Annotated in this window: 21 protein-coding genes; 8 read left to right on the forward strand and 13 right to left on the reverse strand. The window is 65.1% G+C overall.

Annotation, left to right across the window (positions count from 1 at the left end; all coding sequences use genetic code 11):
• The first annotated feature begins 10 nt into the window (after nt 1–10).
• Entirely contained in the window at nt 11–991 is a 981-nt protein-coding gene (locus KK141_RS07615) for a carbohydrate kinase (RefSeq protein ID WP_214569163.1), read from the forward strand.
• Entirely contained in the window at nt 988–2,214 is a 1,227-nt protein-coding gene (locus KK141_RS07620; protein ID WP_214569164.1) for an AGE family epimerase/isomerase, read from the forward strand. The genes KK141_RS07615 and KK141_RS07620 overlap by 4 nt, the downstream gene beginning before the upstream one ends.
• A 126-nt stretch (nt 2,215–2,340) precedes the next feature.
• On the opposite strand, the gene KK141_RS07625 is transcribed toward KK141_RS07620, so the two are convergent.
• Both KK141_RS07625 and KK141_RS07630 read right to left on the reverse strand, forming a co-directional pair.
• Complete coding sequence (locus KK141_RS07625) at nt 2,341–2,796, reverse strand: carboxymuconolactone decarboxylase family protein (RefSeq protein ID WP_214569165.1); 456 nt, start codon at nt 2,794–2,796, stop codon at nt 2,341–2,343.
• A 25-nt stretch (nt 2,797–2,821) separates the two neighbouring features.
• Nucleotides 2,822–3,232: a cupin domain-containing protein gene (locus tag KK141_RS07630; protein WP_214569166.1), complete on the reverse strand. Its 411-nt coding sequence runs from the start codon at nt 3,230–3,232 to the stop codon at nt 2,822–2,824.
• Here KK141_RS07630 and KK141_RS07635 point away from each other — a divergent pair.
• Nucleotides 3,164–4,732 (forward strand): PLP-dependent aminotransferase family protein, encoded by a 1,569-nt coding sequence (locus tag KK141_RS07635; RefSeq protein ID WP_214569167.1) that lies wholly within the window; start codon nt 3,164–3,166, stop codon nt 4,730–4,732. The two genes, KK141_RS07630 and KK141_RS07635, sit on opposite strands and share 69 nt — an antisense overlap.
• A 339-nt stretch (nt 4,733–5,071) precedes the next feature.
• On the opposite strand, the gene KK141_RS07640 is transcribed toward KK141_RS07635, so the two are convergent.
• From KK141_RS07640 to KK141_RS07650, 3 genes are read right to left on the reverse strand one after another with little or no spacing between them, the layout of a single operon-like run.
• The gene (locus KK141_RS07640) at nt 5,072–6,523 is read right to left on the reverse strand and encodes an efflux transporter outer membrane subunit (RefSeq protein WP_250901614.1); all 1,452 of its coding nucleotides are present in this window, start codon (nt 6,521–6,523) and stop codon (nt 5,072–5,074) included.
• Nucleotides 6,520–9,717, reverse strand: coding sequence for an efflux RND transporter permease subunit (locus KK141_RS07645; protein ID WP_214569168.1), 3,198 nt, complete (start codon nt 9,715–9,717; stop codon nt 6,520–6,522). Before KK141_RS07645 ends, KK141_RS07640 begins: the two co-directional genes overlap by 4 nt.
• Nucleotides 9,714–10,841 carry an efflux RND transporter periplasmic adaptor subunit gene (locus KK141_RS07650; RefSeq protein WP_345777535.1) on the reverse strand — a complete coding sequence of 376 codons (1,128 nt, stop codon included), beginning with the start codon at nt 10,839–10,841 and terminating at the stop codon, nt 9,714–9,716. The genes KK141_RS07645 and KK141_RS07650 overlap by 4 nt, the downstream gene beginning before the upstream one ends.
• Nucleotides 10,842–10,996: 155 nt before the next feature.
• Here KK141_RS07650 and KK141_RS07655 point away from each other — a divergent pair, with 155 nt between their 5' ends.
• From KK141_RS07655 to KK141_RS07670, 4 genes are all read left to right on the forward strand, one after another.
• Nucleotides 10,997–11,605, forward strand: a complete 609-nt coding sequence (locus KK141_RS07655) for a TetR/AcrR family transcriptional regulator (protein ID WP_214569170.1) — start codon at nt 10,997–10,999, stop codon at nt 11,603–11,605.
• 45 nt (nt 11,606–11,650) lie between these two features.
• Complete coding sequence (locus KK141_RS07660; protein WP_214569171.1) at nt 11,651–11,866, forward strand: hypothetical protein; 216 nt, start codon at nt 11,651–11,653, stop codon at nt 11,864–11,866.
• A complete protein-coding gene (locus tag KK141_RS07665; RefSeq protein WP_214569172.1) occupies nt 11,863–12,384 on the forward strand; it encodes a gluconokinase in 522 nt (173 codons plus the stop codon). Before KK141_RS07660 ends, KK141_RS07665 begins: the two co-directional genes overlap by 4 nt.
• Before the next feature lie 378 nt (nt 12,385–12,762).
• A complete protein-coding gene (locus tag KK141_RS07670) occupies nt 12,763–13,497 on the forward strand; it encodes a TorF family putative porin (RefSeq protein ID WP_214569173.1) in 735 nt (244 codons plus the stop codon).
• On the opposite strand, the gene KK141_RS07675 is transcribed toward KK141_RS07670, so the two are convergent.
• The 8 genes from KK141_RS07675 to KK141_RS07710 form a co-directional block, all read right to left on the reverse strand.
• On the reverse strand, nt 13,462–14,214 hold the full coding sequence (locus KK141_RS07675) for a response regulator (RefSeq protein ID WP_214569174.1): 753 nt from the start codon (nt 14,212–14,214) through the stop codon (nt 13,462–13,464). The two genes, KK141_RS07670 and KK141_RS07675, sit on opposite strands and share 36 nt — an antisense overlap.
• A complete protein-coding gene (locus KK141_RS07680) occupies nt 14,214–15,266 on the reverse strand; it encodes an ATP-binding protein (RefSeq protein ID WP_214569175.1) in 1,053 nt (350 codons plus the stop codon). Before KK141_RS07680 ends, KK141_RS07675 begins: the two co-directional genes overlap by 1 nt.
• Before the next feature lie 390 nt (nt 15,267–15,656).
• A complete protein-coding gene (locus KK141_RS07685) occupies nt 15,657–15,974 on the reverse strand; it encodes a hypothetical protein (RefSeq protein ID WP_214569176.1) in 318 nt (105 codons plus the stop codon).
• 599 nt (nt 15,975–16,573) lie between these two features.
• Nucleotides 16,574–17,710: a tol-pal system protein YbgF gene (gene ybgF, locus KK141_RS07690; protein WP_214569177.1), complete on the reverse strand. Its 1,137-nt coding sequence runs from the start codon at nt 17,708–17,710 to the stop codon at nt 16,574–16,576.
• 32 nt (nt 17,711–17,742) lie between these two features.
• Nucleotides 17,743–18,372, reverse strand: a complete 630-nt coding sequence (locus KK141_RS07695; protein ID WP_214569178.1) for a hypothetical protein — start codon at nt 18,370–18,372, stop codon at nt 17,743–17,745.
• Between the two features lie 62 nt (nt 18,373–18,434).
• Nucleotides 18,435–19,808, reverse strand: a complete 1,374-nt coding sequence (locus tag KK141_RS07700; RefSeq protein WP_214569179.1) for a TonB family protein — start codon at nt 19,806–19,808, stop codon at nt 18,435–18,437.
• Nucleotides 19,809–19,984: 176 nt separating this feature from the next.
• Complete coding sequence (locus KK141_RS07705; RefSeq protein ID WP_214569180.1) at nt 19,985–21,919, reverse strand: ATP-binding protein; 1,935 nt, start codon at nt 21,917–21,919, stop codon at nt 19,985–19,987.
• A 49-nt stretch (nt 21,920–21,968) separates the two neighbouring features.
• Nucleotides 21,969–22,664, reverse strand: a complete 696-nt coding sequence (locus tag KK141_RS07710; RefSeq protein WP_214569181.1) for a response regulator transcription factor — start codon at nt 22,662–22,664, stop codon at nt 21,969–21,971.
• Nucleotides 22,665–22,809: 145 nt separating this feature from the next.
• Here KK141_RS07710 and KK141_RS07715 point away from each other — a divergent pair, with 145 nt between their 5' ends.
• Entirely contained in the window at nt 22,810–23,874 is a 1,065-nt protein-coding gene (locus KK141_RS07715; RefSeq protein WP_214569182.1) for a helix-turn-helix domain-containing protein, read from the forward strand.
• Nucleotides 23,875–23,922: the final 48 nt, after the last annotated feature.

A 23,922-nucleotide genomic window follows, 5' to 3' on the forward strand; every position in this document is an offset into this window, starting at 1 on the left:
TCCCCATTCGATGGCACGCAATATCCTGTGCTTCGGCGAAGCACTGATCGACTTCCACGCCGAAGGGCGTAACGCGCAAGGCTTCCCGCGCAGCTTCATTCCTTTCGCCGGCGGCGCGCCCGCCAATGTCGCCGTCGCCGTGGCGCGCCTGGGCGGCCCGGCCGCCTTCGCCGGCATGCTCGGCCAGGACATGTTCGGCGACTTCCTGCTGGACAGCCTGCACCGCGCCGGCGTCGACACCGCCGGCGTCGCGCGCACCGGCGAGGCCAACACCGCGCTGGCCTTCGTCGCGCTGGACAGCCACGGCGAGCGCAGCTTCAGCTTCTACCGCCCGCCCTCGGCCGACCTGCTGTTCCGCCCCGCGCACTTCCGCGAGGAGAGCTTCCGCGACGCGGCTGTGTTCCACGTGTGCTCCAACAGCATGACCGAACCCGCGCTGGCCGAAGCCACCCGCGAAGGCATGCGCCGCGCGCATGCGGCCGGTGCGTGGGTGAGCTTCGATCTCAACCTGCGCCCCGCGCTGTGGCCGAATCAGAGCGCCTCGCACGACGAACTCTGGCCCGCGCTGCACCTGGCCGACGTGGTGAAGCTCAGCGCCGAGGAATTCCACTGGCTGGCCGGCGACGCCGGCGAGGAAGCCACGCTGGAACGCCTGTGGGCCGGCCGCGCGCGCCTGCTGGTGGTGACCGACGGCTCGCGCACCTTGCGCTGGTTCCATCCCGACGCCTCCGGCGAAATGCCGGTCTACGCCGTGCCCACGGTGGACAGCACCGCCGCGGGCGACGCCTTCGTCGGCGGCCTGCTGCATCGCCTGGCCACGGTGGAGAAAGGCGAAGGCCAGCTCGACCACCTCGTCGCCGAACTGCCGCGCCTGCACGCCATGCTGCGCTTCGCCGCCGCCTGCGGCGCCCTCACCGTTACCCGCCTGGGTTCGTTCGCCGCCATGCCGGACGAAGCCGAGGTGCTCGCTTTCATGGACGCCCACGCATGAATTCCCCCGATAACACCCCGAATTTCGGCAGCGAAGCCTTTCTGCGCGCGCATATCGCGCACACCATGGCCTTCTACCATCCGCACGCGATCGACCCGGCCGGCGGCTTTTTCCATTACTACAAAGACGACGGCACCATCTACGACCGCAGCCACCGCCACCTGGTGAGCAGCACGCGCTTCGTCTTCAACTACGCCATGGCCGCGCGCGAATTCGACGACAAGCGCGCCGAATACCTCGACGCCGCCCGCCACGGCCTGCGCTACCTGCGCGAGGTGCATCGCGACGCAGCCAGCGGCGGCTATGCCTGGACCATCCGCGACGGCAAGCCGGAAGACCGCACCTATCACGCCTACGGCGTGGCCTTCGTGCTGCTGGCCTACTCCACCGCGCTGAAAGCCGGCCTCACCGAAGTGCGCCCGTGGATGGACGAAACCTGGGAGCTGCTGGAAAAGCGCTACTGGGACGCCGACTTCGGCCTGTACCGCGACGAGGCCGACGAGCACTGGAACTTCAGCGGCTACCGCGGCCAGAACGCCAACATGCATATGTGCGAGGCGATGCTCGCCGCGTACCAGGCCAGCGACGAGCCGCGCTATCTCGAACGCGCGCTCACCCTGGCCGACAACATGACCCGCCGCCAGGCTGCCAAGGCCGAAGGGCTGGTGTGGGAGCACTACGACGTCAACTGGAATATCGACTGGAAATACAACCTCGATAATCCCAAGCACCTGTTCCGCCCCTGGGGCTTCCAGCCCGGCCACCAGACCGAATGGGCGAAGCTGCTGCTGATCCTCGAACCGCTGCTGCTGGAACGCAACCGCGAGGAGAAGTGGCTGGTGCCGACGGCGCAGCATCTGTTCGACACCGCGCTGGATCGTGCGTGGGATAAGGAATACGGCGGCATCGCCTACGGCTTCGCGCCGGATGGCAGCGTGTGCGACGACGACAAGTATTTCTGGGTGCAGGCGGAGTCGCTGGCCGCGGCGGCGCTACTGCATGCGCGTACGGGCGAGGCGAAGTACGACGAGTGGTATCAGAAGCTGTGGGCTTACTCGTGGGAGCACTTCGTCGATCACAAGTACGGTGCGTGGTTCCGCATTCTTACTCGCGACAACCGCAAGTACGACGATGAGAAGAGCCCGGCGGGCAAGGTGGATTACCACACCATGGGCGCTTGCTATGAGGTGATGGAGCTTATCCGCGCTGGCGGAAAGCCCTGAACTGGCGCCCATCTGATGTAGGTTGAGGTGAGCCGCAGGCGAACCCCAACAATGCGATGCGTTTGAACCTGCCGATGTTGGGGTTCGCCTGCGGCTCACCCCAACCTACGCCGCCAGCACCAGCTGTTACAGATCAAGCACCGCCTGCGGCGTATTGCGGAAACTGATCGCCATCCGGTTGTACGTATTCATCAACCCGATGGCGATAGTGAGATCCACCAGCTCCCGCTCATCGAACACCTCACGCACCGCCGCATAATCCTCATCGGGCACCCCGGTTTCCGCCACCCGCGTCACCGACTCCGCCCACGCCAGCGCCGCACGCTCGCGCTCATCGAACAGCTCGCCGGCTTCATGCCAGGCCTGCAGCAAGGCCAGCTTCTCCACCTTCACGCCCTTCTTCAGCAGATCCCGCGTATGCATATCCAGGCAATACGCGCAGTTGTTGATCTGCGAAACGCGCAGATAAACCAGGTCGACCAGAACCGGCGGCAGACTGCTCTGCGTCACATAGCCATACACCCCGCCCAGCGCCTTGACGCCGCCCGGCGCGACCTTGCTGTAATCCAATCGGTTGCTCATCTGCGTTTCCTCAAAATGCATCGAATCATTTGACCGGCGTGGTCAGCGTCTTGTCATTGCTGTCCACCACGAACACCGCCAGCAGCTTCGCCGGTTCGGTGCGGCTGGCATTGCGGCTGACGCGATGCGTGGCGCCCGGTTCCTCGTAAAAGCTTTCGCCCGCGCGATAGACCTTGACCGGGCCATCGTTCACCTGCGACTCGATCGCGCCCGCCACCACGTAGGCATAGATAAACGCCGACTTGGCATGCGTATGCGGCGACGAAGCCGCGCCCGGCGCGTAATCGACCACCACGGAAACCACCGACTTGCCCGGCACATTGGGCAGGGCGTGTTCGAAATTCGGCGTGACGGTTTCACCGGCGTTGTGGGCCTGGGCCGCGCCGGCCAGAGCCAGGGCGACAAGCGTTGCGATAACGGCAGAACGGATCTTCATGGCGTTGGTTCTCCTCGGGATGCGCGCAGTGTGAGCCGCGCCTGGGCCATCGAAAAGAACCAAGAATCAACTTTCCGTGTGTACCATGACGCCATGGCCAAACCCCTGCAGATAGCGCTGGACCGCTCCGCCAGGACGCCGCTGGCAGAACAGATCCGCGCCGCCATCGCCGCCGCGATCGAAGCCGGCCTGCTGGCGCCGGGTGCGCGCCTGCCATCGTGGATCGACCTGGCCACGCAACTGGGTGTTGCCCGGGGCACGGTGCGCCAGGCCTACGAGCGGCTTGCCGATGCGCAATTGATCGAAGCCTCGCGCACCAACGGCACCCGCGTCGCCGACCGGCCATCCAGCCCGCCGAAAAAACTCGAACAGCCCTCCGCCGGCCCCTTCATGGAGATGTACGAAGAACTCACCGCGGGGCCGGCGATTTTCCAGATGGGCGTGCCCGCGCAGGAAACGCTGCCGGCCAAGCTGTTCACCAACGTGCGTTCGTTTGCGCTGCGGGCGGAATCCAATGCGTCGGTGGTTTACCCCGACCCACGCGGCGAACCGGAACTGCGCCGCGAGATTGCCGCCTACCTGGCCATCGCACGCGGCATCCACTGCCTGCCTGCGCAGATCGTCATCACCAGCGGTTTCAGCGGCGGCCTTGGCCTGACGCTGCGCGCACTGGGTCTGGACGGCAAAAAGGTCTGGATGGAGAACCCCGGTTTTCCATTCACCCGGCACGGCCTGGAACTGGCGAAGCTGGAGATCGCACCGGTGCCCGTCGATGCCGAAGGGCTGAATATCGATGCAGGCATCGCGCGTGCGCCGGATGCGGCCCTGGTGGTGGTCACCGCCGGACAACAAGCGCCACTCGGCACGACGCTTTCCTTGGCCAGGCGTCTGCAATTGCTCGATTGGGCCGGACAGCAGGGCGCCTGGATTATCGAAGACGATTATCTGAGCGAACTTCAACTCGCCTCGCGCGCCGCACCGGCACTCGCCTCGCTGGATCACGGCCAGCGCGTCATTCACCTGGGCTCGTTCAGCAAGACCATCAGCCCTGCGTTGCGCCTGGGCTTTATCGTCGTTCCGCTTCCGCTGGTTGCGCAGTTCGCCGAAGTAGCCGCCTGCCTCGCACCGGCGCCCTGGCCGGCCGTGCAATTGGCGGCCGCGCACTTCATTCGCGACGGCCACTACATGCGCCATCTGCGCCGCATGAAGAACCTCTATTCCGCCCAGCGCAACGCCTTGCTGGCCTGTCTTGCCGAACGCGATTTCGAAGTATCGACAGCAGGCCTCGCCATGCTGCTGCATCTGCCCGATGGCGCGCCGGATATGGCGATCATCAAGGCCATGCTGCCCTTCGGCCTCGCACCCGCACCGCTGTCGCCGTGGTATGCGCAGCCGGATGCGGCGAAGTCAGGGCTGTTGCTGGGCATTGCAACGTCGCCGGAAAAACATGTGGCGCGATCTTGCGACCGCTTGGAAGAAGTCATCCGCCGCTTCGTCTGAGCGCCAACGAAAAAACAACGATGCCGGGAAGGTTTGCGGCCGGAGCCGCGGGTACAGGGCGCTGCCCGCAAACCCGACCCGTGGCCTCCGGTCGCAAGCCTTCCCGGCATCGAAGCGGGAATGATGCGCCGCATGCTTGTAAAGAAGCGATGCGGCGCGGGTGGTTAGGCATATAGATGCTGTAAAAGTTCAAGCAACGTCAGCACGCAAGGAAAGAATCCTTCTCCCACCGGGAGAAGGTGGCGGCAGCCGGATGAGGGTCCGGCCGAAGCGGTGAACATCACTCTTGCGCTTCGCCCGTACCCTCACCCCAACCCCTCTCCCGGCGGGAGAGGGGCTTTATCGCTCGACCGAACGATTGGCCGGCTCACCCATCGCCTGATACAACGCCGCCGTATCCACCAACCGCTGCGCCGTCGCCTGGATCTCCTGCAAGCGCGCGTTCTGCCAACGCTGCTCGCCCGCCAGCGTCATCGGATACGACACGGAACCAAGCCGATAACGGCTACGCGCATCGTCGAACGACTGCTTTGCCGACGTCGCCCCGCTCTGCGCCGCCTGCAGCGCCAGCGCATCCTGCTCCAACGCCGTCAAGGTATCGGCCACGTTCTGAAACGCCCCCAGCACCGTCTGCCGGTACTGCGCCAGCGACGCATCGTAAGAAGCGATGGCCGCCTTGCGCTGCGCCCACAGCGCACCGCCGTGGAAGATCGGCTGCGTCAGCGAAGCCGTGGCGCCCCAGATCGTGCTGGCCCCGGTAAACAGCTTCGAACGGTCGAACGCCGCCGAACCCAGCGAAGCCGACAGCGACAGGTGCGGAAACAGATTGCCGGTCGCCACGCCCACTTCCGCGGAAGCCGCACGCACCGCCGCTTCCGCCGCCAATACATCCGGCCGCTGCTGCAGCAGTTCCGACGGCACCGACACGGGCACCTCCGCCGGCAACTTCAGTTCCGCCAGCGGAAACACTTCCGGCGCCTGATCCGGTGTACGCCCCAACAACACCGCCAGCGCATGGCGCTCGCGCAAAGCCTGCGCACGCAAACCCGGCAGGCTGCCTTCGATCGTCGCCGCATTGCGCTGCGCCGCCAGCAGATCCTCGTTCGCCGCCGCACCCAGCCGATACGCCTTGCCGGTCAGCTCCACTTGCTCGCGCGACAAGGCCGCCAACCGCTCCGTGGCCTCGACCTGCTCCGCCAAGGCCGACGCCGTCACCGCCGAGATCACGATATTCGCCGCCAGCGCACGCCGCGCCGCATCGAACTGATACGACTGCGCATCCACCTGCGCCGCAGCCTGCTTCACTTCATTGCGCGACACGCCGAACAGGTCGAAGTCGTAGCTCAACTGCAACTGCCCGGCATAGACGTTGTAGATATTGGTCGGCTTGCCGAGATTCGGCAGCCCCAGGGCACGCTGCCGGCTCACCTGCCCGCCCGCATCGAGCGCGGGCCACAAGGCATCGCCCACCACCGCGCGGTACTGCTGCCGCACCGATTCCAGCGTATGCCGCGCCGCCTCCAGCGAAGGACTGTGCTGCAGGCCTTCATCCACAAGCGCGTCCAGCTTCGCCGAGCCATAAGCCTTCCACCACTCCGGCACGGCTCGCTGGCCAAGGCTGAAGCGCTGCGCCACGCCAGCCGCTTCCGCCGTGGCCTCCGGCGTCGGCGCCACCGCGTAGTGCTCAGGATCGGCCATCTTCGGAGGCTTCGCCGACGGCGCGAACGAACACCCCGCCAAGGCCACCACCACACCCAGCGCCGCCACATGTGCCCAGCGTATGCGCATCATGGCCGCACCTCCTTCGACACTTCGTCCGATTTGACGCGGTACCAGACCGCATACAGCGCCGGCAGATAGAACAAGGTGAGGATGGTCGCCACCGTAATGCCGCCCATCAACGCCGTCGCCATCGGCCCGAAGAAGTTGCTGCGCAGCAGTGGAATCAAGGCCAGCACGGCCGCGGCGGCGGTCAAGGTGATCGGCCGGAAACGCCGCACCGTCGCGCCGACGATCGCCTCCCAGCGCGGATGCCCTTCGCGGATATCCTGCTCGATCTGGTCCACCAGGATCACCGAGTTGCGCATGATGATGCCGAACATGGCGATCGTGCCCAGCATCGCCACGAAGCCGAACGGCTGGCGGAACGCCAGCAGCGACACGATCACGCCGATCAGCCCCAGCGGCGCGGTGAGCACCACCATGAAGGTGCGGCCGATGCTCTGCAGCTGGATCATCAGCAAGGTCAGCACCGCGATCACCATCAGCGGCATCTGGTCGTTGATCGAACCCTGCGCCTTGGCGTTCTGCTCCACCGAACCGCCCACTTCGATGCGATAGCCCACCGGCAGGCCCTTGCGCAGCTCACCCAGCTTGGCATCGATCGCATTGGTCACGTCCAGGCCTTGCGCGCCGTTGCGCGTATCGGACTGCACATTGATCGAGGCCTGCCGATCGCGCGCCCAGATCACGCCGTATTCCAGGCCGTAATGGACCTTGCCCAGCTGCGCGAGCGGAATGGCCGCGCCACCCGGGGTCGGCAAGGCCAGGCGTTCGATCTGATCCGGATGCACCCGCTCGTTCTTCGGCGCGCGCAGATCCACGCCGATCAGCTTGTCGCGCTCGCGGTACTGCGTGATGGTGGTGCCGGACAGCGACATGGCGAGGAAGTCGGCCACGTCCTGCGAACTCACGCCCAGGCGGCGCGCCGCGGTCTGGTCGATCTCGAAGCGCACCGAACGCTCCGCCGGCTCGTCCCAGTCGAACTGCACGTTGCGCGTGCGTCCGTCGGCGCGCATCACGCCGGCAATCTTCTCGGCGATGCCGCGCACGGTGGCGATATCGTCGCCGCTGACGCGGAACTGCACCGGGAAGCCCACCGGCGGGCCGTTCTCCAGCCGGCTCACGCGCGTGCGCACGGCGCTGAAGTCGCGGGCCAGCACGCCGTCGAGCACCTTGGCCAGCGCCTCGCGGTTCTCCACATCTTTCGCCGTGACCACGAACTGCGCGAAGTTAGGCTGCGCCAGCTGCTGGTCCAGCGGCAGGTAGAAGCGCGGTGCGCCGCTGCCCACGAAGCTGACATAGTTCGCGACTTCCTTGCGGTCCTTCAGCACGTTCTCCATGCGCTTGACCTGGACCAGCGTGGCGTCGAACGAGGCACCTTCCGGCAGGCGCAGATCGACCAGCAGCTCGGAACGGTCGGAGCTGGGGAAGAACTGCTTCGGCACCAGGCCGAAACCCGCCATCGCCACCACGAACAGCGCCACCGTCACCACCAGCACCAGCACGCGGTGTTTCAGGCAGTAATCGAGCATGCGGCGGAAGCGCTGGTAGAACGCGGTGTCGTAGATCTCGATATCGCCGCCATGCTCCGGCCGCGTCTTCGCCTTCGCCCGCCGCGCCTCGTTCCAGCGCGCCGGCATGAAGCGCGCCCACCACTCGCTGCCCGGCTGCACGCGCGCGTGATGCTCCGGCAGGAAGTGATAGCCCAGCAGCGGAATCACGATCACCGCCGCCAGCCACGAGAGCAGCAGCGCGATCGCCGACACCTCGAAGATCGAACGCGTGTACTCGCCCGTACCCGACTTGGCCAACGCGATGGGCAGGAAGCCCGACACCGTCACCAGCGTGCCGGTCAGCATCGGGAACGCGGTGCTGGTATAGGCAAAGGCTGCCGCACGCGCCCGGCTCCAGCCCTGCTCCAGCTTCACCGCCATCATCTCGACCGCGATGATCGCGTCGTCCACCAGCAGGCCCAATGCCAATACCAGGGTGCCCAATGAAACCTTGTGCAGGCCGATGCCCATCAGTTCCATGCACAGCGCGGTGGCGGCCAGCACGAAGGGAATCGAGATCACCACCACCATGCCGGTGCGCAGGCCCAGGCTGAGCAGGCTGACCAGCAGCACGATCGCCACGGCTTCGGCCACCGACTCCAGGAAGTCGTCCACCGAATGCGCCACGGCGTGCGGCATGCTGGTCACTTCCGCCAGCTTCAGGCCCGCGGGCAGGCGCTGCTGCAACCTGGCCGTGGCCTCGTCCAGCGCCTTGCCCAGATGGATCACGTCGCCGCCCGGCTGCATGGTGATGCCCACGCCCAGCACCTGCTGCGACATGAAGCGCATCTGCTGGCCGGGCGGGTCGTCGTAGCCGCGGCGGATGGTGGCGATATCGCCGAGGCGGAAGGTCTGCCCGCCGGCGCGCAGCAAGGTGTTTTCCAGCGCGGCCATGTCGTTGAACTGGCCGCTGGGGCGCACATAGACGCGGTCGTCCGCCGTGCTCATCACGCCGGCCGAAGCCACCGCGTTCTGCGCATTGATCGCTTCGGCAATCTGCTGCGGGCTGATGCCGAGCTTGGACAGGCGCGCGTTCTGCATCTCGATGGTGATGCGCTGGTTCTGGTCGCCGAGGAAATCGACCTTGCCCACGCCCGGCACGCGCAGCAGTTCGGCGCGCAGCTGGTCCGCGTAGTCGTGCAGTTGCGCTGGCGTAAAGCCGTCGCCTTCCAACGCGTAGATGTTGGTGTAGACGTCGCCGAATTCGTCGTTGAAGAACGGCCCCTGCACGCCCGGTGGCAGCTGCGCGCGGATATCGCCCACTTTCTTGCGCACCTGGTACCAGGTGTCGGGCACGCTGGAGGCTGGCGCGGAATCCTTGATGTTGAAGAAGATCAGCGATTCGCCAGGACGCGAATAACTGCGCAGGAAATCGATCGACGGCGTTTCCTGCAGCTTGCGCGAGATGCGGTCGGTGACCTGGTCCTGCACCTGCTTGGCGTCGGCGCCGGGCCAGAAGCTCTGGATCACCATCACCTTGAAGGTGAACGGAGGATCCTCCGACTGCGACAGCCGGCTGTACGAGAGCATGCCGAAGACGGTGATCATCACCATCAAAAAGATCACGAAGGACTGATGGCGCAGCGCCCACGCGGAGAGATTGAAGCGGCCTTCTTCGTGGCCGCTTTCCTGGTTGGACGGCTGCGTCATAGCGGGCTGTCCTCGGCGTGCGGCGGCGCCATCGGTGCCACCTTCTCGCCCGCGCTCACCGCATGCACGCCCTGCATCACCACGCGCTCGCCGGCTTCAAGGCCACTGCCAACCAGCACGTCGCGCTCGCCGTAGCGCAGCACGGTGACCGGGCGCAGTTCGAGCGTGGCATCCGCGGCGCGCACCACCCAGACCGCGGGGCGTTCGCCTTCGTGGAACAGCGCGGTGGCGGGCAGGCGCACGGCTTTGGCCGTGGGCGCATCGCCCGCGAGCGCCACGTCGGCCGTCATGCCAAGCCGCACATGCGGATCCGGTGCATCGAGGCCGAGCTTCACGCGATAGGTGCGCGTCTGCGGATCGGCCGCCGGCGCCACCTCGCGCACGTGCGCAGCCAGCGGCTGGCCCTGCACCGACAGCAGGCTCACCTTGGCCGGCTGCCCCGGCTGGATTTTGGCGACGCGGTCTTCCGGCACGTCCACGTACACATCGCGCTCGCCGGACCACGCAAACCCGAACACCGCCTGTCCCGCCGCCAGCACCTGGCCGACTTCAGCGTGCTCGCTGGTGATGGCGCCGTCGCGGTCGGCGACCAGCGCGTTGTAGCGGCTCTGGTTGCGCGCCAGTTCGTACTGCTGCTTGGCCTGCGTCTGCGCGGCCAGCGCCGAAGCGTAGGCATCGCGCGTCTGGTCCAGCTGCAGCTGGCTGATCAGGTTTTCCTTGGCCTGCGCCTCGTCGCGGTCGCGCTGCTGGGTGGCGAAGCTCAGGCGGTGCTCGGCCGCGTCCAGCGCGGCGCGGGCGGCGGCTTCGTTCTTGCCGGCATCGGCGTCGTCGAGGCGGGCCAGCACCTGGCCCTTCTTCACCGTGTCGCCCAGGCGCGCTTCGCGGGAGATCAGCTGGCCGGGGACGCGGAAGGCCAGCGGCATTTCGTAGCGGGCGTGGATTTCGCCGGGGAAGCGCAGGGTCTGCGCGCCGTCGGCCGCCGGCGCCGGCAGCGCGATCACCGGCCGCGCGGCCTCGGCTTCCGGGGCCTTGTGGCCACAGCCGGCCAGCAGCGCCAGCGCCGCGGCAACAGCCAGCCACGCCGCGGAGCGGCGGGCGCCCGCCGTGGATAGTGGATAGGTCACGAGCCAACTCCTGCTGAGACGGGGATGGGGATGCCAGCGCCAGGCCATCTCGCGGCCGGCGCCCTGATACGTCGACGCACTCTAATACAGTGTTGTATTTGAATTCAAGAAAGCATCCAAATGGTGACTTTCGGCCTACGTGCTAGGATCGCGCCATGGCACGTAAACGACTGACCCGCGAAGAAAGCCGCGACCAGACCAACCAGCGTCTGCTCGAAGCGGCCGCCCATGTGATCGCCAAGAAAGGCTTCGCCGCCGCCAGCGTCGAAGACATCGCCGCGCATGCCGGCTATACCCGCGGCGCGTTCTATTCCAACTTCAAGAGCAAGGCCGAGCTGTTCATCGCCCTGCTCAGCCAGGACCACCAGTGCGTGCAGCAGGATCTGCAGAAGATCCTCGACGCCCCCCTGTCCATCGCGGACATGCAGGTGCAGATCTCGCAGTACTACGTGCAGGTCTACCGCGACGAAAAGAACTTCATCCTGTGGGCCGAAGCCCGCGTACTGGCCCTGCGCGACGCCAAGTTCCGCGCCCGCCTCAATGCCTATTGCCTGGAAAAGCGCGACGACATCGCGTCGATCATCGAGCAGTTCTACAAGATGATGGGCACGGAACCGCCCGCTCCGCCGAAGGATCTGGCGTTCGGCACCATGGCCTTGATCGACGGTATGCGCTTCTTCAACGAGACGATCCCGAAGGAGCTGACCGACGAGGCGGCAATGCATGTGCTTGGGGTGATGTTTAATGCGACGTTCTTTAAGTAGCAAGCTCTCGCTAAGAGTTCTACTTTGGTGCCGGAGAGAAGCGGGATGACCGAAGAGAAGCTACGTATCGCCAAGTATGATGTCGCCGAACACCTCCGAACCCCTGAGGAAATCGCGCTCTATCTTGAAGCCTGTGTTGCTGAAAGCGATGGCGACAATGCCTTTATCGCCAAGGCACTCGGCAACGTCGCTCGCGCTCAAAGCGCGGGCTATGCAAACAGTGATTGCCCGGTCGCTTTAGTGACGCGAAAGCTCAGATGACCAAACTCGGCATCGCTCCCAAATCGCCTGCCTTAGTGGTGATGGGCGTGGCCGGTTGTGGCAAGTCCACGGTTGGCATTGCGCTGTGCGAACGTGTCGGCGCGCGCATGATCGAAGGCGATGCGTTTCATCCGGAAAGCAATATTCGCAAGATGAGTGCGGGCATTCCGCTGGACGATGCGGATCGCGCGGGGTGGTTGACGCGGCTTGGCGAGGAATTGGCCAAGACGGTGGCCGATGGCGAAACCGTGGTGCTGGCTTGCTCGGCGTTGAAGCGGCGTTATCGGGACATGCTGCGTGCGGCGGTGCCTGAGCTGGGCTTTGTGTATCTGGAGTTGACACCGGATGAGGCCAGGGAGCGGGTGGCGCATCGTAGTGGGCATTTCATGCCGGCGACGTTGATCGGGAGTCAGTTTCGGGATTTGGAGCCGCCATTCGATGAGCAGCGGGTATTGTCGGTACACGCGACAGCTCCGCTTGAGGCGATTATCGAAGATGTCGCCGCCTGGTGGCTTTGACGACGCCAGACGTAGAACCCCTTCGCCCCTCCGGGGAGCACGCGGGGAGCGCACAGGGATGTGCGCGGTTTTGAGGAGCGAGGAAGGTGGCGGCAGCCGGATGAGGGGCCGCTCTAGCCACGGCCTTCCTACGAAGTGAGGAAAAAGCTCTTAGGCTTTTTTGAGCCTCAGCTCACCGCTCCGCCCGGCCCCTCACCCCAACCCTCTCCCCGGAGGGGAGAGGGAGCAAGAGCGGGCGGCTCACGAGAGTTCTTGATGCGGCCTTGATATCCGCCGCCAAAATCCACCACCGTCTTTAGACGGCCATTCCTAGCATCCGCAGCAGTTTCCACTCGGTGCGCAACCCCGCATGCACACCGCTTCCTGCGGATGATCACAATGAACCACGTTTCTTCTCTCGCACTGGCCGCACTGCTAGCCGGTGCCGTCACGCAAACCCATGCGCAAGATGCCAGCGCATGGCAGGCCACCTTCAACGCCGGCGCGCAATCCGATTATGTTTTCCGCGGCATCAGCCAGACCAACGAGCGCCCCTCCGGCTTCGCCGGCGCCGACGTCACCTACGACAAGCAGTGGTATCTGGGCGCGTGGACTTCGAATGTCGACTTCTCGCCTTCCGGCGACACCCGCACCAGCCAGGAGATCGATCTCTACGGCGGCTGGCGCCCTACCGTTGCCGGCATCAACTTCGACCTCGGCTACATCTACTACGGCTACCGCCACCAGCCCCGCGACCTACGCGAGTCGTATGCGGAAACCTATCTGCGCGCCTCGCACGCCTTCGGCCCGCTTACGCTTGGCGTCGCCGCCTACCACTCGCCCAACTTCCCAGGCATCTCCAGGCGCGCCACCTATGGCGAGGCCAGCATCAGCTACGCCATCGACGCCACCTGGAGCGCATCCGCCGCCTGGGGCCGCCAATCCATCGCCCACGCCACTATCCACGAAGACGGCAGCGCCAGCCGCTTCGCCTACAACACCTGGAACCTCGGCCTGACCTGGGCCATCAACGACCATACCTCGCTCGACCTGCGTTACTGGGACACCAGCGCGCATGGCTCCGGCGATATCTATGGCTCACGCGTGGTGGCGGGCGTCAAGGCGACGTTCTAGCGAAGGCATGGCGTCTTCGCGCCGGATGCCCGCCAGCCGATAACCCACCTGCAACTCGGTAATCAGATGGCAAGGACGTGCGGGATCGTGTTCCAGCTTCTGGCGCAGGTTGTTCATATAGACGCGGACGTAGTGGGGCCGGTCGGCATAGCCCGGACCCCACACTGCCAACAACAACTGGCGATAGGTGAGCACCTTGCCATCACCGCGGATCAGCGCCGCGAGCAGACGGAATTCGATGGGCGTGAGATGGACTGGTGCGCCGTGGCGTTGCACTTCGTAAGTGGCGAGATCGACCGTCACTTCGCCGAAGTAGATGGTCGACAGCTCCGCTCCATGCTGCGCTACCAGGCTTGCCCGACGCAGATGTGCGCGCACGCGCGCAATCAGCTCCGCCACACCGAATGGCTTGGCCAGATAATCGTCGGCGCCGGCTTCCAGCGCCGCCACCTTCTCCTGCTCATGCTCGCGTGCCGACAGCACCAGCACCGGCGCGCTGGACCAGCCGCGCAGGTCGAGGATGAAGTCCTTGCCGTCGCCATCGGGCAAACCGAGGTCGAGAACCACGACTTGCGGTTGCCGAGTCGCGGCGGCGATCCGGGCATCCCACACGTTGCCTGCTTCGAACACCGCCATCCCTTCGCGCTCCAAGGCCATGCGCACGAAGCGGCGGATATCCGGCTCGTCTTCCACCAGCAGGATGCGTGGCCGGCTCATCAATCACGTTCCCGTTCGATGGAAGGAGGACGCCGCAAAGGCAGGCGTATCTCGAAGCGAGCGCCGGCGGGAAGGCCCGGGACAGCGTGCATCACACCACCGTGGGCTTCCACGATGCGCCTGCATAGCGCCAGACCCAGCCCCGAGCCACCGATGGATGACTCGCGAACACCACGCGTGAATGGCTGAAACAGCACTTCTGGCGCCATGTCAGGTGGCAGGCCTGGGCCGTCATCCTGCACATGCAGACACAACTCCCTGCCCACCACGCGAGCGCCAATCTCGATCGTCGCGTCATGCGGCGTGTACTTGGCCGCGTTATCCAGCAGGTTGATCAGCACGCGCTCGAATAGACAGGCATCGAGTTCCACCAAGGGCAACGCCGGTTGCATATCGACTCGAATCTTTCGCTCGCCAAGCCCCACCACCGTCGCCAACGCACACTCGACCACCTCGCCGACCGCCTGCCACTCCAGCTGCAGCCGCACGCCCTGCTCCTGCATCCGCGCCATATCCAGCAGATTGCCCACCTGCCGATGCAGCGCGTCCGCCTGCTGGCGAATGGCACGTGCCACGTCGGCCTGCCTTCGATCCGGCGATTCCAGCGTCTCGGCCAGGCCACGTATCGCCGTAAGTGGCGTTTTCAGATCATGCGAAACCGCCGCAAGCAGGGCATGCCGTAACCGCTCCCCTTCCACCCGCAACCGCGCTTCGCGCGCGAGCTCTGCGCTGTGGCCGGTGACGAACGCCACCGCCACGGTGAGCGCGAAGGTGAACAGGTATTGCGCGTCCGATACGTGGAAGGAATAAACCGGCGGCACGAAGAAGAAATCGAAACTGAGCACGCCCACCAGCGCCGCCGCGGCACCGGCCAGCTTGCCCCAGTGCAATGCCACCAGCACTACGGTGAACAAGAACAGCGCGACCACGTTGGATAGGTCGAACACCCGCAGCAACAGGCCAGCCGCTGCGGTGGCGAGTGCGCAGGCAACCACGGCGGGGAGCAGGCCGCGCAGTGAAGAGCGGGGCGTCCGCGCGAGGATGGAATTCATGCCGCCATTGTGGCGGCGGCGCGCATAAAGAAGCGGTATGCGTTGGGGGCTTGCGGCGTATAGAAGGCATAAAGAAATACGAGCACTCCGCTCCGCCCGGCCCCTCACCCCAACCCTCTCCCCGGCGGGGAGAGGGGGCGCGTTGAGGTGATCGGGAAACGTAGTTCCCAAGTTGGAACTCTTCGCCCCTCCGGGGAGAAGATGCCGGTCCCACGGGGACTCCCTTCGGTCGCAGCAGATGAGGGGCGGGTGCTCGCGGCAACGCTTCTACGGGGCGATGAGAAAAGCTTTGCCGCTTGTAGCGACCCTCCGCGCATCGCTCCGCCCGGCCCCTCACCCCAACCCTCTCCCCGGCGGGGAGAGGGGGTTGAGAGGGTGTCGCGAGTAAGTTTATGAGGCGTCCGGATCGGCCTCGGTTGTCGAACAGGCCGCATCGCGTTCGACCTCCAACCACTGCATCCGCAAATGCGCCTGCGCCGCACACCTTGCGCCCATATCGATAAACACCCCGATCCCCTCCAGCATCACGGGCAAGCGCTTCGCATCGATATCGCGGTTCTCCTGCACCAAATCCGCGAGAACCCGAATCGAGTGATACGCGTACTGCAGCCACTCCGTCGCGTCGTTCAACAAAGCATCCGGCTCCGCCTCGGGGTCGGAATAATAAACAGCGTTACGCACGATCCACGGTTCGCCAAACATATCCATAAGCAACTCCTTGCTAAGCACCGCGCCCTCGCCGCGTAAAACGGCGCGCCGCCAGACAGCACGACGCGCCGCCGACCTTACGGACTCGGGGTTTACCGGCGGCCCATGGAAGGGGTGCCGGGCGGCTTGATTGAGGAAGTGGGTTGCGGCTTTAGAGGTTTTCGCCGTCGCGCAAGGCGACGTGCCGGGTAAGACGGCTCGGATTCTTTCCTACGAAAATTCTTAAACCGCGGTTCTTCAACCGCGTCCGCGTGGACGTCGGACGGCCCGGATGGCCGGTGGGTGTGTCGCCCTGGGGATCGGCGAGCGTGCGAATCCCGTATGATCTGGCATAGCCATGATCAACTCCTGGTTAGTTGGTGATGGTCAGCGGGTCAGGGGTGTTGCTGCACCCTTGGCCCGCGCTTCTCACAGCATTACTGCCATGGCTGCTCGCGACGCGACTTGAAAACACACCGCGAGCAACGCCTGCGAAGCTATCAAATCGATTTTGGGTTGTCTGTAGGCGCACCCATACGTTGTGCCCAATCGGCATCATTTACAGACATATCCGATGGCATTTCGGTCTTGACGCCAAGCAGGAACGCGTATCTCGCGCCTCAGCGATTCCCATACCCCACCGGCTTGATCAACTTCCGCGCCTCATCCGCTTCCTGCGTATCCGGATACTGCACGGCAAGATTCGTCCTAGCCGCATTCGCATCGCTCGCGCGCCCCGTCTTCTCGAAACAGGTAGCCAGCCGGAGCAGCGCCTTCGCTGCCCTGCCGCTCTGGGGATACTCGCTGGCCACCCGCTGAAACTGGCGGCCCGCCACTTCGTAATTCCCGGTTGCGTAATAGGTCTCGCCCAGCCAGAACTCCGCATCCGGCCGCTTCTTGCTGTCGGGATAAGCGCGAATGAACTCCGCGAACTGAAGCGCAGCCTCTTTGAAATGGGCGCTGCGCAGCGTCTGGAAAGCAACGTCATAAGCCGACGTTTCCTTGTCCGTCTCGTGCATCGCACTCTGCAGATATAAGGCCCGCGCCTTCTGCTCGTCCTTCGCCACGCCGACGCCTTCCTCATGCATCTGCGCCAGCGCCTTCTCCGCCCGCGCATCGCCCTGCCCGGCCGCCATGCCGTAATAGCGTATGGCCTCGGCAAAATCGGGCTCGCCGGCCATCGCCGACGCATAGATCTGGCCGAGGCTGAACTGCGCGGTCAAGTTGCCCTGCGCCGCGGCCTTCTTCAGCCATTCCACGCCTTCCGGAACCTTTGGCTCGATCGGCTGCTTGCCGTCGATCGTGGTCGGGTAGATCAGCAGCGTGCCAAGGTCGGTCTGCGCCACATCGCTGCCGGCCTCCGCCGCATCGCGCAGCAAGGCGGGCACTTCGAGCAGCGACGCGCTGTTGTAATCCTCGAAATGCCGCTTCGTATAACCGGTGAGATACACCTGCGCGAGCAGCGCCTGGGCGGTAGGCAGCTTCTTCTGACTCAACTGCCGCAGATGCTCCAGTCCATCCGCATCGGCATGCTGTTTGGCGTCGAGCTGTTTCAGCTGGATATAAGCCAGGAAGGCGTCGGCATCGGCGTCTCCGCGGCTGGCATCGGCCTGGAAAAGCTTCTTCGCTGTATCGAGGTCGCCGCGCTCGAAAGCAGCCATGGCGGCCTCGTTGCGTGCCAGCACTGGCACGGACATCTGCAGCAAGACCAGCGCGAGCGCGCCACACGCCATCCGGCGTATCGAACCCTTAATCATCCTGATTATCCCCTTGTCGAAGCCCGCCGATCCTAGCGGCTCTGCGCGGCCGGGGGTAGCCGGCTGGTGTCATCGGCATCGTCATATTTCAGGCGATCGAGCTTCGCCCCCAACAACCCGACCGATTCGCGCACCGTCACCGGCTCGCCGATCCATCGCTTTCCCGGCGCCCACTCCGTGCAGACCGTCACCGAACCCGCAGTGGCGAGATCGGCGTACTCCACGTTGATATGGCAACCTCGCGCGGACCACAGGCTGGTCACATGCGTTTGAAAGGCGACTGGCCGGCCGGGCATGACTTTGACCGCACAACGAAGCACCGCTCGAACGCCGAAAGCAACCACGCCACCCAGAAAGCACGCGAGAAAAACCGTCAGCAAGGCAGCGGCCAAAGGCTCTCTCTGGACGGTGTCGCCATCCTTGTCGACATACATGAAGTCCTTCGCCTTGAACGACTTCCACAGGTGAAGAGCCACAAGGAAGCCGGCGATGCCGCCGGCGGGAATGGCGACGTATCTTGTGGCGCCAGCGAAGAGACTGACGCCGTCCTGGCTCATGAGGACAGCTATCAGGCCGAGTGGCATGACAAGGCCCATGTAAATCACCATCAGGTACATGGTCCCGATATCTTCGTCAGGCTTCGTAGCAGCAGCAGTCACCATGCCCCCTCGATGCACGCAGCGTTTGGATGTGCGGTCACGCCGTCCCAGCTACCGCCAAAGCGTCAACGCACAGCACGCGCCGGGTGATGCGCCAGCCAGTCGCGCGCCGCCGATTCGCCTTCCGCCACCTGCGCGGGGGTGGCGTGCTGGTGAGCCGTTTCGAGGTGATCGGAGCATTGCTGGTCGCCGCCGGCCAGGCATATCGAAAACCACTGAAGAGCCTTGGCATAGTCGGCGGGAATCTCGACATCCTGCTCATAGATCAGCCCAAGGCTGTACTGCGCCGGCGCCAGCCCCGCTTCCGCCGCCTTCTCGAACAGCGGAATCGCCGCCCGGCGGTTTGGCAACACGCTCTGTCCCTTGACGTACATCAAGCCCAGGTTGAACGACGCCACGGGCTGCCCCTGCCGCGCCGCCTGCTGAAACCAGTCGAAAGCGGTCTTCTCGTCGGCAGGCACGCCCAGTCCCTGCTGGTACAAATAGCCGAGGCTCGTCTGCGCATTCGGATTACCCGCAGCCGCGGACTTCCGGTACCAGGAAAGAGCTTCCTGATAATCCTGCGCGACTACGAGGCCGTGCTCGTAAAACCGGCCGACCGCATGCTGCGCGGCCGCCATGTTCTGCCTGGCCGCCTTCATATGAAGCTCGAACGCCTGCTTGGGGTCTTTCGAAACATGCCACCCGCTTTCGTAAAGCTGGCCGAGCTTGTATTGCCCTACCGGGTTACCGGCATCGGCGGATTTGCGGAACCAGTCGACCGCGGCGGTGGGATCCTTGTCGACGCCATAACCGGTCTCGTAAATGGCTCCGACCAGATACTGGGCAAGCGTGTCGCCATGCGACGCGCGCTCGATCAGCGCAGCGCGCTGATCCGGTTGCTGCTTCGACAGGACGAACAGCTTGCCGTCCTCCAGCGCAGGCAGCTTGGCGGCATCGGTATGGTCCAGGCGTTGCTTCGCCTCATCGTCACCCGCGACCGCTGCCAGCAACAGGCGATCGGCTTCGAGGCGATCCGCCTGATCGCCACCGCCGGCCTGCGCGCTGCTGCCGGCGGCCGCGGGCGCATCGGCATGAAAATCCACCGGCACCCGCGCCCAGCCGGCCACCGGCACGCCGTCTCTCGCCGCGGGCATGAAGCGCCAATGCTTCGCCACGTTCACCGCACTGGCATCGAGGTCCGCAAAACCACTGCTGCGTTCGACTTTGACCTCGCCGGTACTGCCATCGGCCCGGACCAGAACCATCAGCAGCACTTTCCCGAAGTGCCCGGCCTGGGCGGCACCCGGCGGGAAACGCGGCGGAAACTGCGCGTTGTAAGTGAGGTCTTGCGCCACGGCATGCGTTGGCGGCAGGCCATTCTGCGCGGTGGCCAGTACCGGCGCGCAAAGCGCGAGCCACAAACCAACCGCCCTCAATGCCGGGCCACTCCGATGCATGCTTTCCCCCTGAAACTCCACAGACATCCCATCTGCTCGACATGATTCGCGGGAAGTGCGGCGGCGATGCGCTGCCTTCGTACTCCCGATCCCTGGTCATGCCGGACCTTGCGTCCGGCTGTCGATTTTCTATCGGGGGGTATCGGGGCTGTCAAGGAAGGGAACGGATTCGCAAGCTATTGCGGCACGGAATGCCGCAACACCGCACTCTCTCGCTGCAACGGCAGCCACAAGATAAAGCGGGTACCGCTGTCACCCGATACCCACGCCACCCTTCCTTCGATCACCTGCGCGCGTCGTTGCTGATTGTGCAACCCGCGACCGCCGACGCGACTGAGCGCGGCCGCCACATCGAAGCCTTGCCCATTGTCCTCGATGACCACCTGCACGCCATCGCCTTCGACGGCGGTAGCAACACGGATAACCGTGGCCCGCGTATGGCGCAAAGTGTTCGCAACGCTCTCCTGCACGATGCGCAGGATATTCAACGCGCTCGACGGATCCAGCCAATCCAGCGCAGGCAGTTCCTTTACATCCCACACCAGCGCGACGTTGGCGCTTTCCATGCGCGGCTCCAGGCGAAAACGCAAGGTTGCCAACAGCAAAAGCAAGTCCGCCTCCACCGGCTCCATCGAGTCGATCGCCAGCTTCAGGTCATCCATGCAGTCCTTGAGCAGCCGCGAGACTTCGACGTCGCGCATGCGGCCTTGCTCCACCGAGCGGATCGCGCTGATTAGCGTGGAGCCCAGGCCGTCGTGCATGTCCTGCATCAGGCGCTGGCGTTCGTCGCTCAGCAGCTGGCGCTGTTCGATCTCGCGCAGACGCTGGTGACTTGCTTCCAGTTCCGCCTCACGCAAGCGCAAGCGTTCGGCCAGGCTGGCATTCACCCGTTCGACTTCTTCGATGGCGCGCACATAGCGCCGATACATCAGCAGCCCGAAGAAGATGAATGTCACGCCATTGGTGTACGCGCCGAGGAACCAGCCCTCCGGCCCCACCACATTGTTGTGCAGCATCCAGTCGGACATGCCGAGCAGCTCGCAGATGGCCAGCGCCAGCACCACCACCCGCCCTTCCCGCGACGCACGCCAGGTGGCGGCGCCGCCCACGATGCAGATCGCCAGCGCCAGCAGCAGTTCGAGCGCGTAGATCGTCGCCAGCATCGGCGAGGAATTGGGCAAGGCCCATGGCAGCGGCATCGTCGCCAATCCGATCGCTACCACGGTGGCCACCACCGCACGTCCCAGCCAGCGCAACGGGCGCCCGTGCAGCAACCGCAGGAAGAAATGCAGCGAGGTCAGCCCCCAGCACAACGAATTGATCACCAGCCAGCCGAACCAGTCGCGGGCGATCGGCAGGTCCACGTAGTAATGCAGATGGCCGGCGAAGGCGGTGGCGGCGAGGCAGAAGAACAGCAGATAGCTGGCGTCCTCGCGGCGCTTGAACCACACGAACAGCGCGAAGATGCCCACCGCCAGGAACGCCGCGTTCAACATCGCCGGCAGTCCCGACTGCAGCCATTGGCGCACCTGGTAGCGGCCGCGCAAGGCGTCGGCGGGCCCCAGCCACAGCGAAGAGACGGCTACCGGATAAGTAGACGTGTGCTGCAAGCCGATCAGGATGTCATGCACCGGCGCATCGCTCGTGCCGGGCTCCAGGTTCATCCACAGCGGCGTAAACAGGCTGTTCCACTGCTGGCCACGTTGTTGCGCGCGATAGGCCAGCTTGCCGTTGATATAGATCGCGATGGGGCCGTCGGTCTTCAGGCGCACGCCGTACAAGGCGCGCGAAGCGGTGAGCGCTTGTGCTTCGTCGACCTTGAGCCTTACCCAAGTGGTGAAGTAAGCGGATGTCTTCGAGGCCTCGACGCTCGCCGGCATCGCCAGCGGCAAGTCGGCGTTGTGCCAGTCGGACGGCAGGCTCTGGCTGTCCTGTGTCGCCGGCATCGCACTGAAACCCGTCGCCGGCACGTCCTGCCAGCTGCCCTGCGTCAGATGCAGGCATTCGCCCGAACGCTCGATGCCGCTGACCGCCAGCGAAAGAAAGGCCCCCAGCGCGGCCAGCAAGGCCACCGAGAAAAACAGCGCCGCCGCGGCGGGAACGCTTTTCACCGACGGACGCGGCGCCCGCTCATCCACCGCTTCCGCTTTGCCGGTCGAGTCAGCCGTCCAGAATCCCCTGATTCCTGGCCTCATAAATCGCTTCCGCCTTGGATGTCACATTCAACTTGCTGTAGATACGCCGCACGAAGCTGCGCACGGTGAAAGGCGACAACGACATCAGCCGGGCGATTTCATTCGCCGTGAAACCCTTGGTGATGAGCTCCAGCACTTCCTTCTCGCGCGCGGACAGAAGCTGCGCCGCTTCGTCCGGTTTCTGGGGACGGCTTGCGCCCCCCGCCCCCATCTGCCGGAACCGTGCCAGCACCTGGCGCGCAATGATAGGGCTGATCGGGCTGCCGCCGCTGGCCACGCTGCGGATCTCGTCGACGATGCGGGCGGGCGAGCTGTCCTTCAGCAGATAGCCGGAGGCGCCGGCCTCGATCGAGCGGATGACGTGGGTCTCGTCGCCGAAGTTGGTGCTGACCACCACGCTGCAGCTGCTCCACTGCTGCACGGCCGCCTTGATCACGTCGATGCCGGAGCCATCCGGCAGGCCCAGGTCCACCAGCAGCACGTCCACCGGCGCGCCCAGCAGCAGCTGCAAACCTTCGGCGCGCGTGCCGGCGACGCCGGCCAGGCGCAGGTCCTGCGTGCTGTCGATGGCTTCGCTCAGGGCGCGCCTGAAACCCAGGTCGTCCTCGACGATCGCCACGTGGATCAGCGGCGGGGTCTGGCCAGTGGCCGGTGGTTCCATGACAGATCCCTAAGTTTCCTTGAAGAAGCGCATTGTGCGCAGCGGCCGGCGGCGGCTCCTGTAGCGTGTTTGTTCTACAGACAAACCGGCGCCCCCTTTCCCACGATACCGGACCACGGCAGGTCGCATCGACAGGGGCAGGAGCATGCACACCTTCTGGCAGGATCCGCTCCGCGGCGATGCGGCGCGCGCAGCCGCGTGGGCGCGGCACAGGGAACAGGGCTCCGCGGATACCGCGCTGCGCCGCCAGCGCTTCAGCGTGGCCGGCGAACCCAGGGAACGGCAACTGCTGGCCTGGCGCGACCGGCTGGCCGGCATGCTGGAGGTGCCGGTGGCGCCGGCGCAGATCGCCGGCGGCTTCCAGGCCGAACTCGATACCTATGTGCTGCCGGACATCGTCTACCTGGACAGCCGCACCGATCCGACCACGCTGCAACGCTCCGCGCAGAAGATCGCCGCCGACGACATGCGCGACTACTGCTTCCACGTGCTGATGGAAGGCATTGCCGAGACCGAAACCGGCACCGCCCAGCGGCGCAGCACCACGCAGTTCGTGCCGGGCATCCTGGCGCTGGACATGGGCCAGCCGATGACCATGCGGCGCCCGACGCGCGCACGCGCCCTCGCGTTCTTTCTTCCGCGTGCCGTGGTGGAAGCGGCGATTCCGCAGGCCGAGTCGCTGCATGGCAAGGTAGTGGGCTACACCGCGTCGTCGACACGGCAGTTGCGGGTGCATCTGCAGAACATGTGCGATGCCTTGCCGGCGATGAGCGATGCCGAAGCGGATCATGCGCTGCACGTGGCGGCCGCACTGATACTCACGACCTTTCGCAAGGCGGCCAGCCAGAGCCACAGCGCACGCGGCGCCGCACGCGCGGCGATGCTCGGCCGCATCAAGCACTACATCGACGCGCACCTGCATTCGCAGGAACTGGTGCCGGAAAAAATCCTCGGTTGTTTTCCGCTGGCGCGGGCCACGCTGTATCGGCTGTTCGAAGCCGAAGGCGGGCTGCACGCGTATATCCGCAACTGCCGGTTACGCAAGGCGGCGGACGAACTGGCGGGTTCGCGCTCCGGTGCGATCGGCGAGCTTGGCGGGCGACTGGGTTTCAGCTATGCGGCGGATTTCACTCGGGCGTTTCGTCGGGCGTATGGGGTGGCGCCGCAGGAATTCAGGGCCATGAGGTTGGAGAGGCCTGAGCATTCTTAGAAGGCTGACCATTTGCCTCGGGGGCCGAGGCGAACACTCATCTCCGCT

This window comes from Dyella sp. LX-66 (assembly GCF_018599165.1).
Taxonomy (GTDB): Bacteria; Pseudomonadota; Gammaproteobacteria; order Xanthomonadales; family Rhodanobacteraceae; genus Dyella_D; species Dyella_D marensis.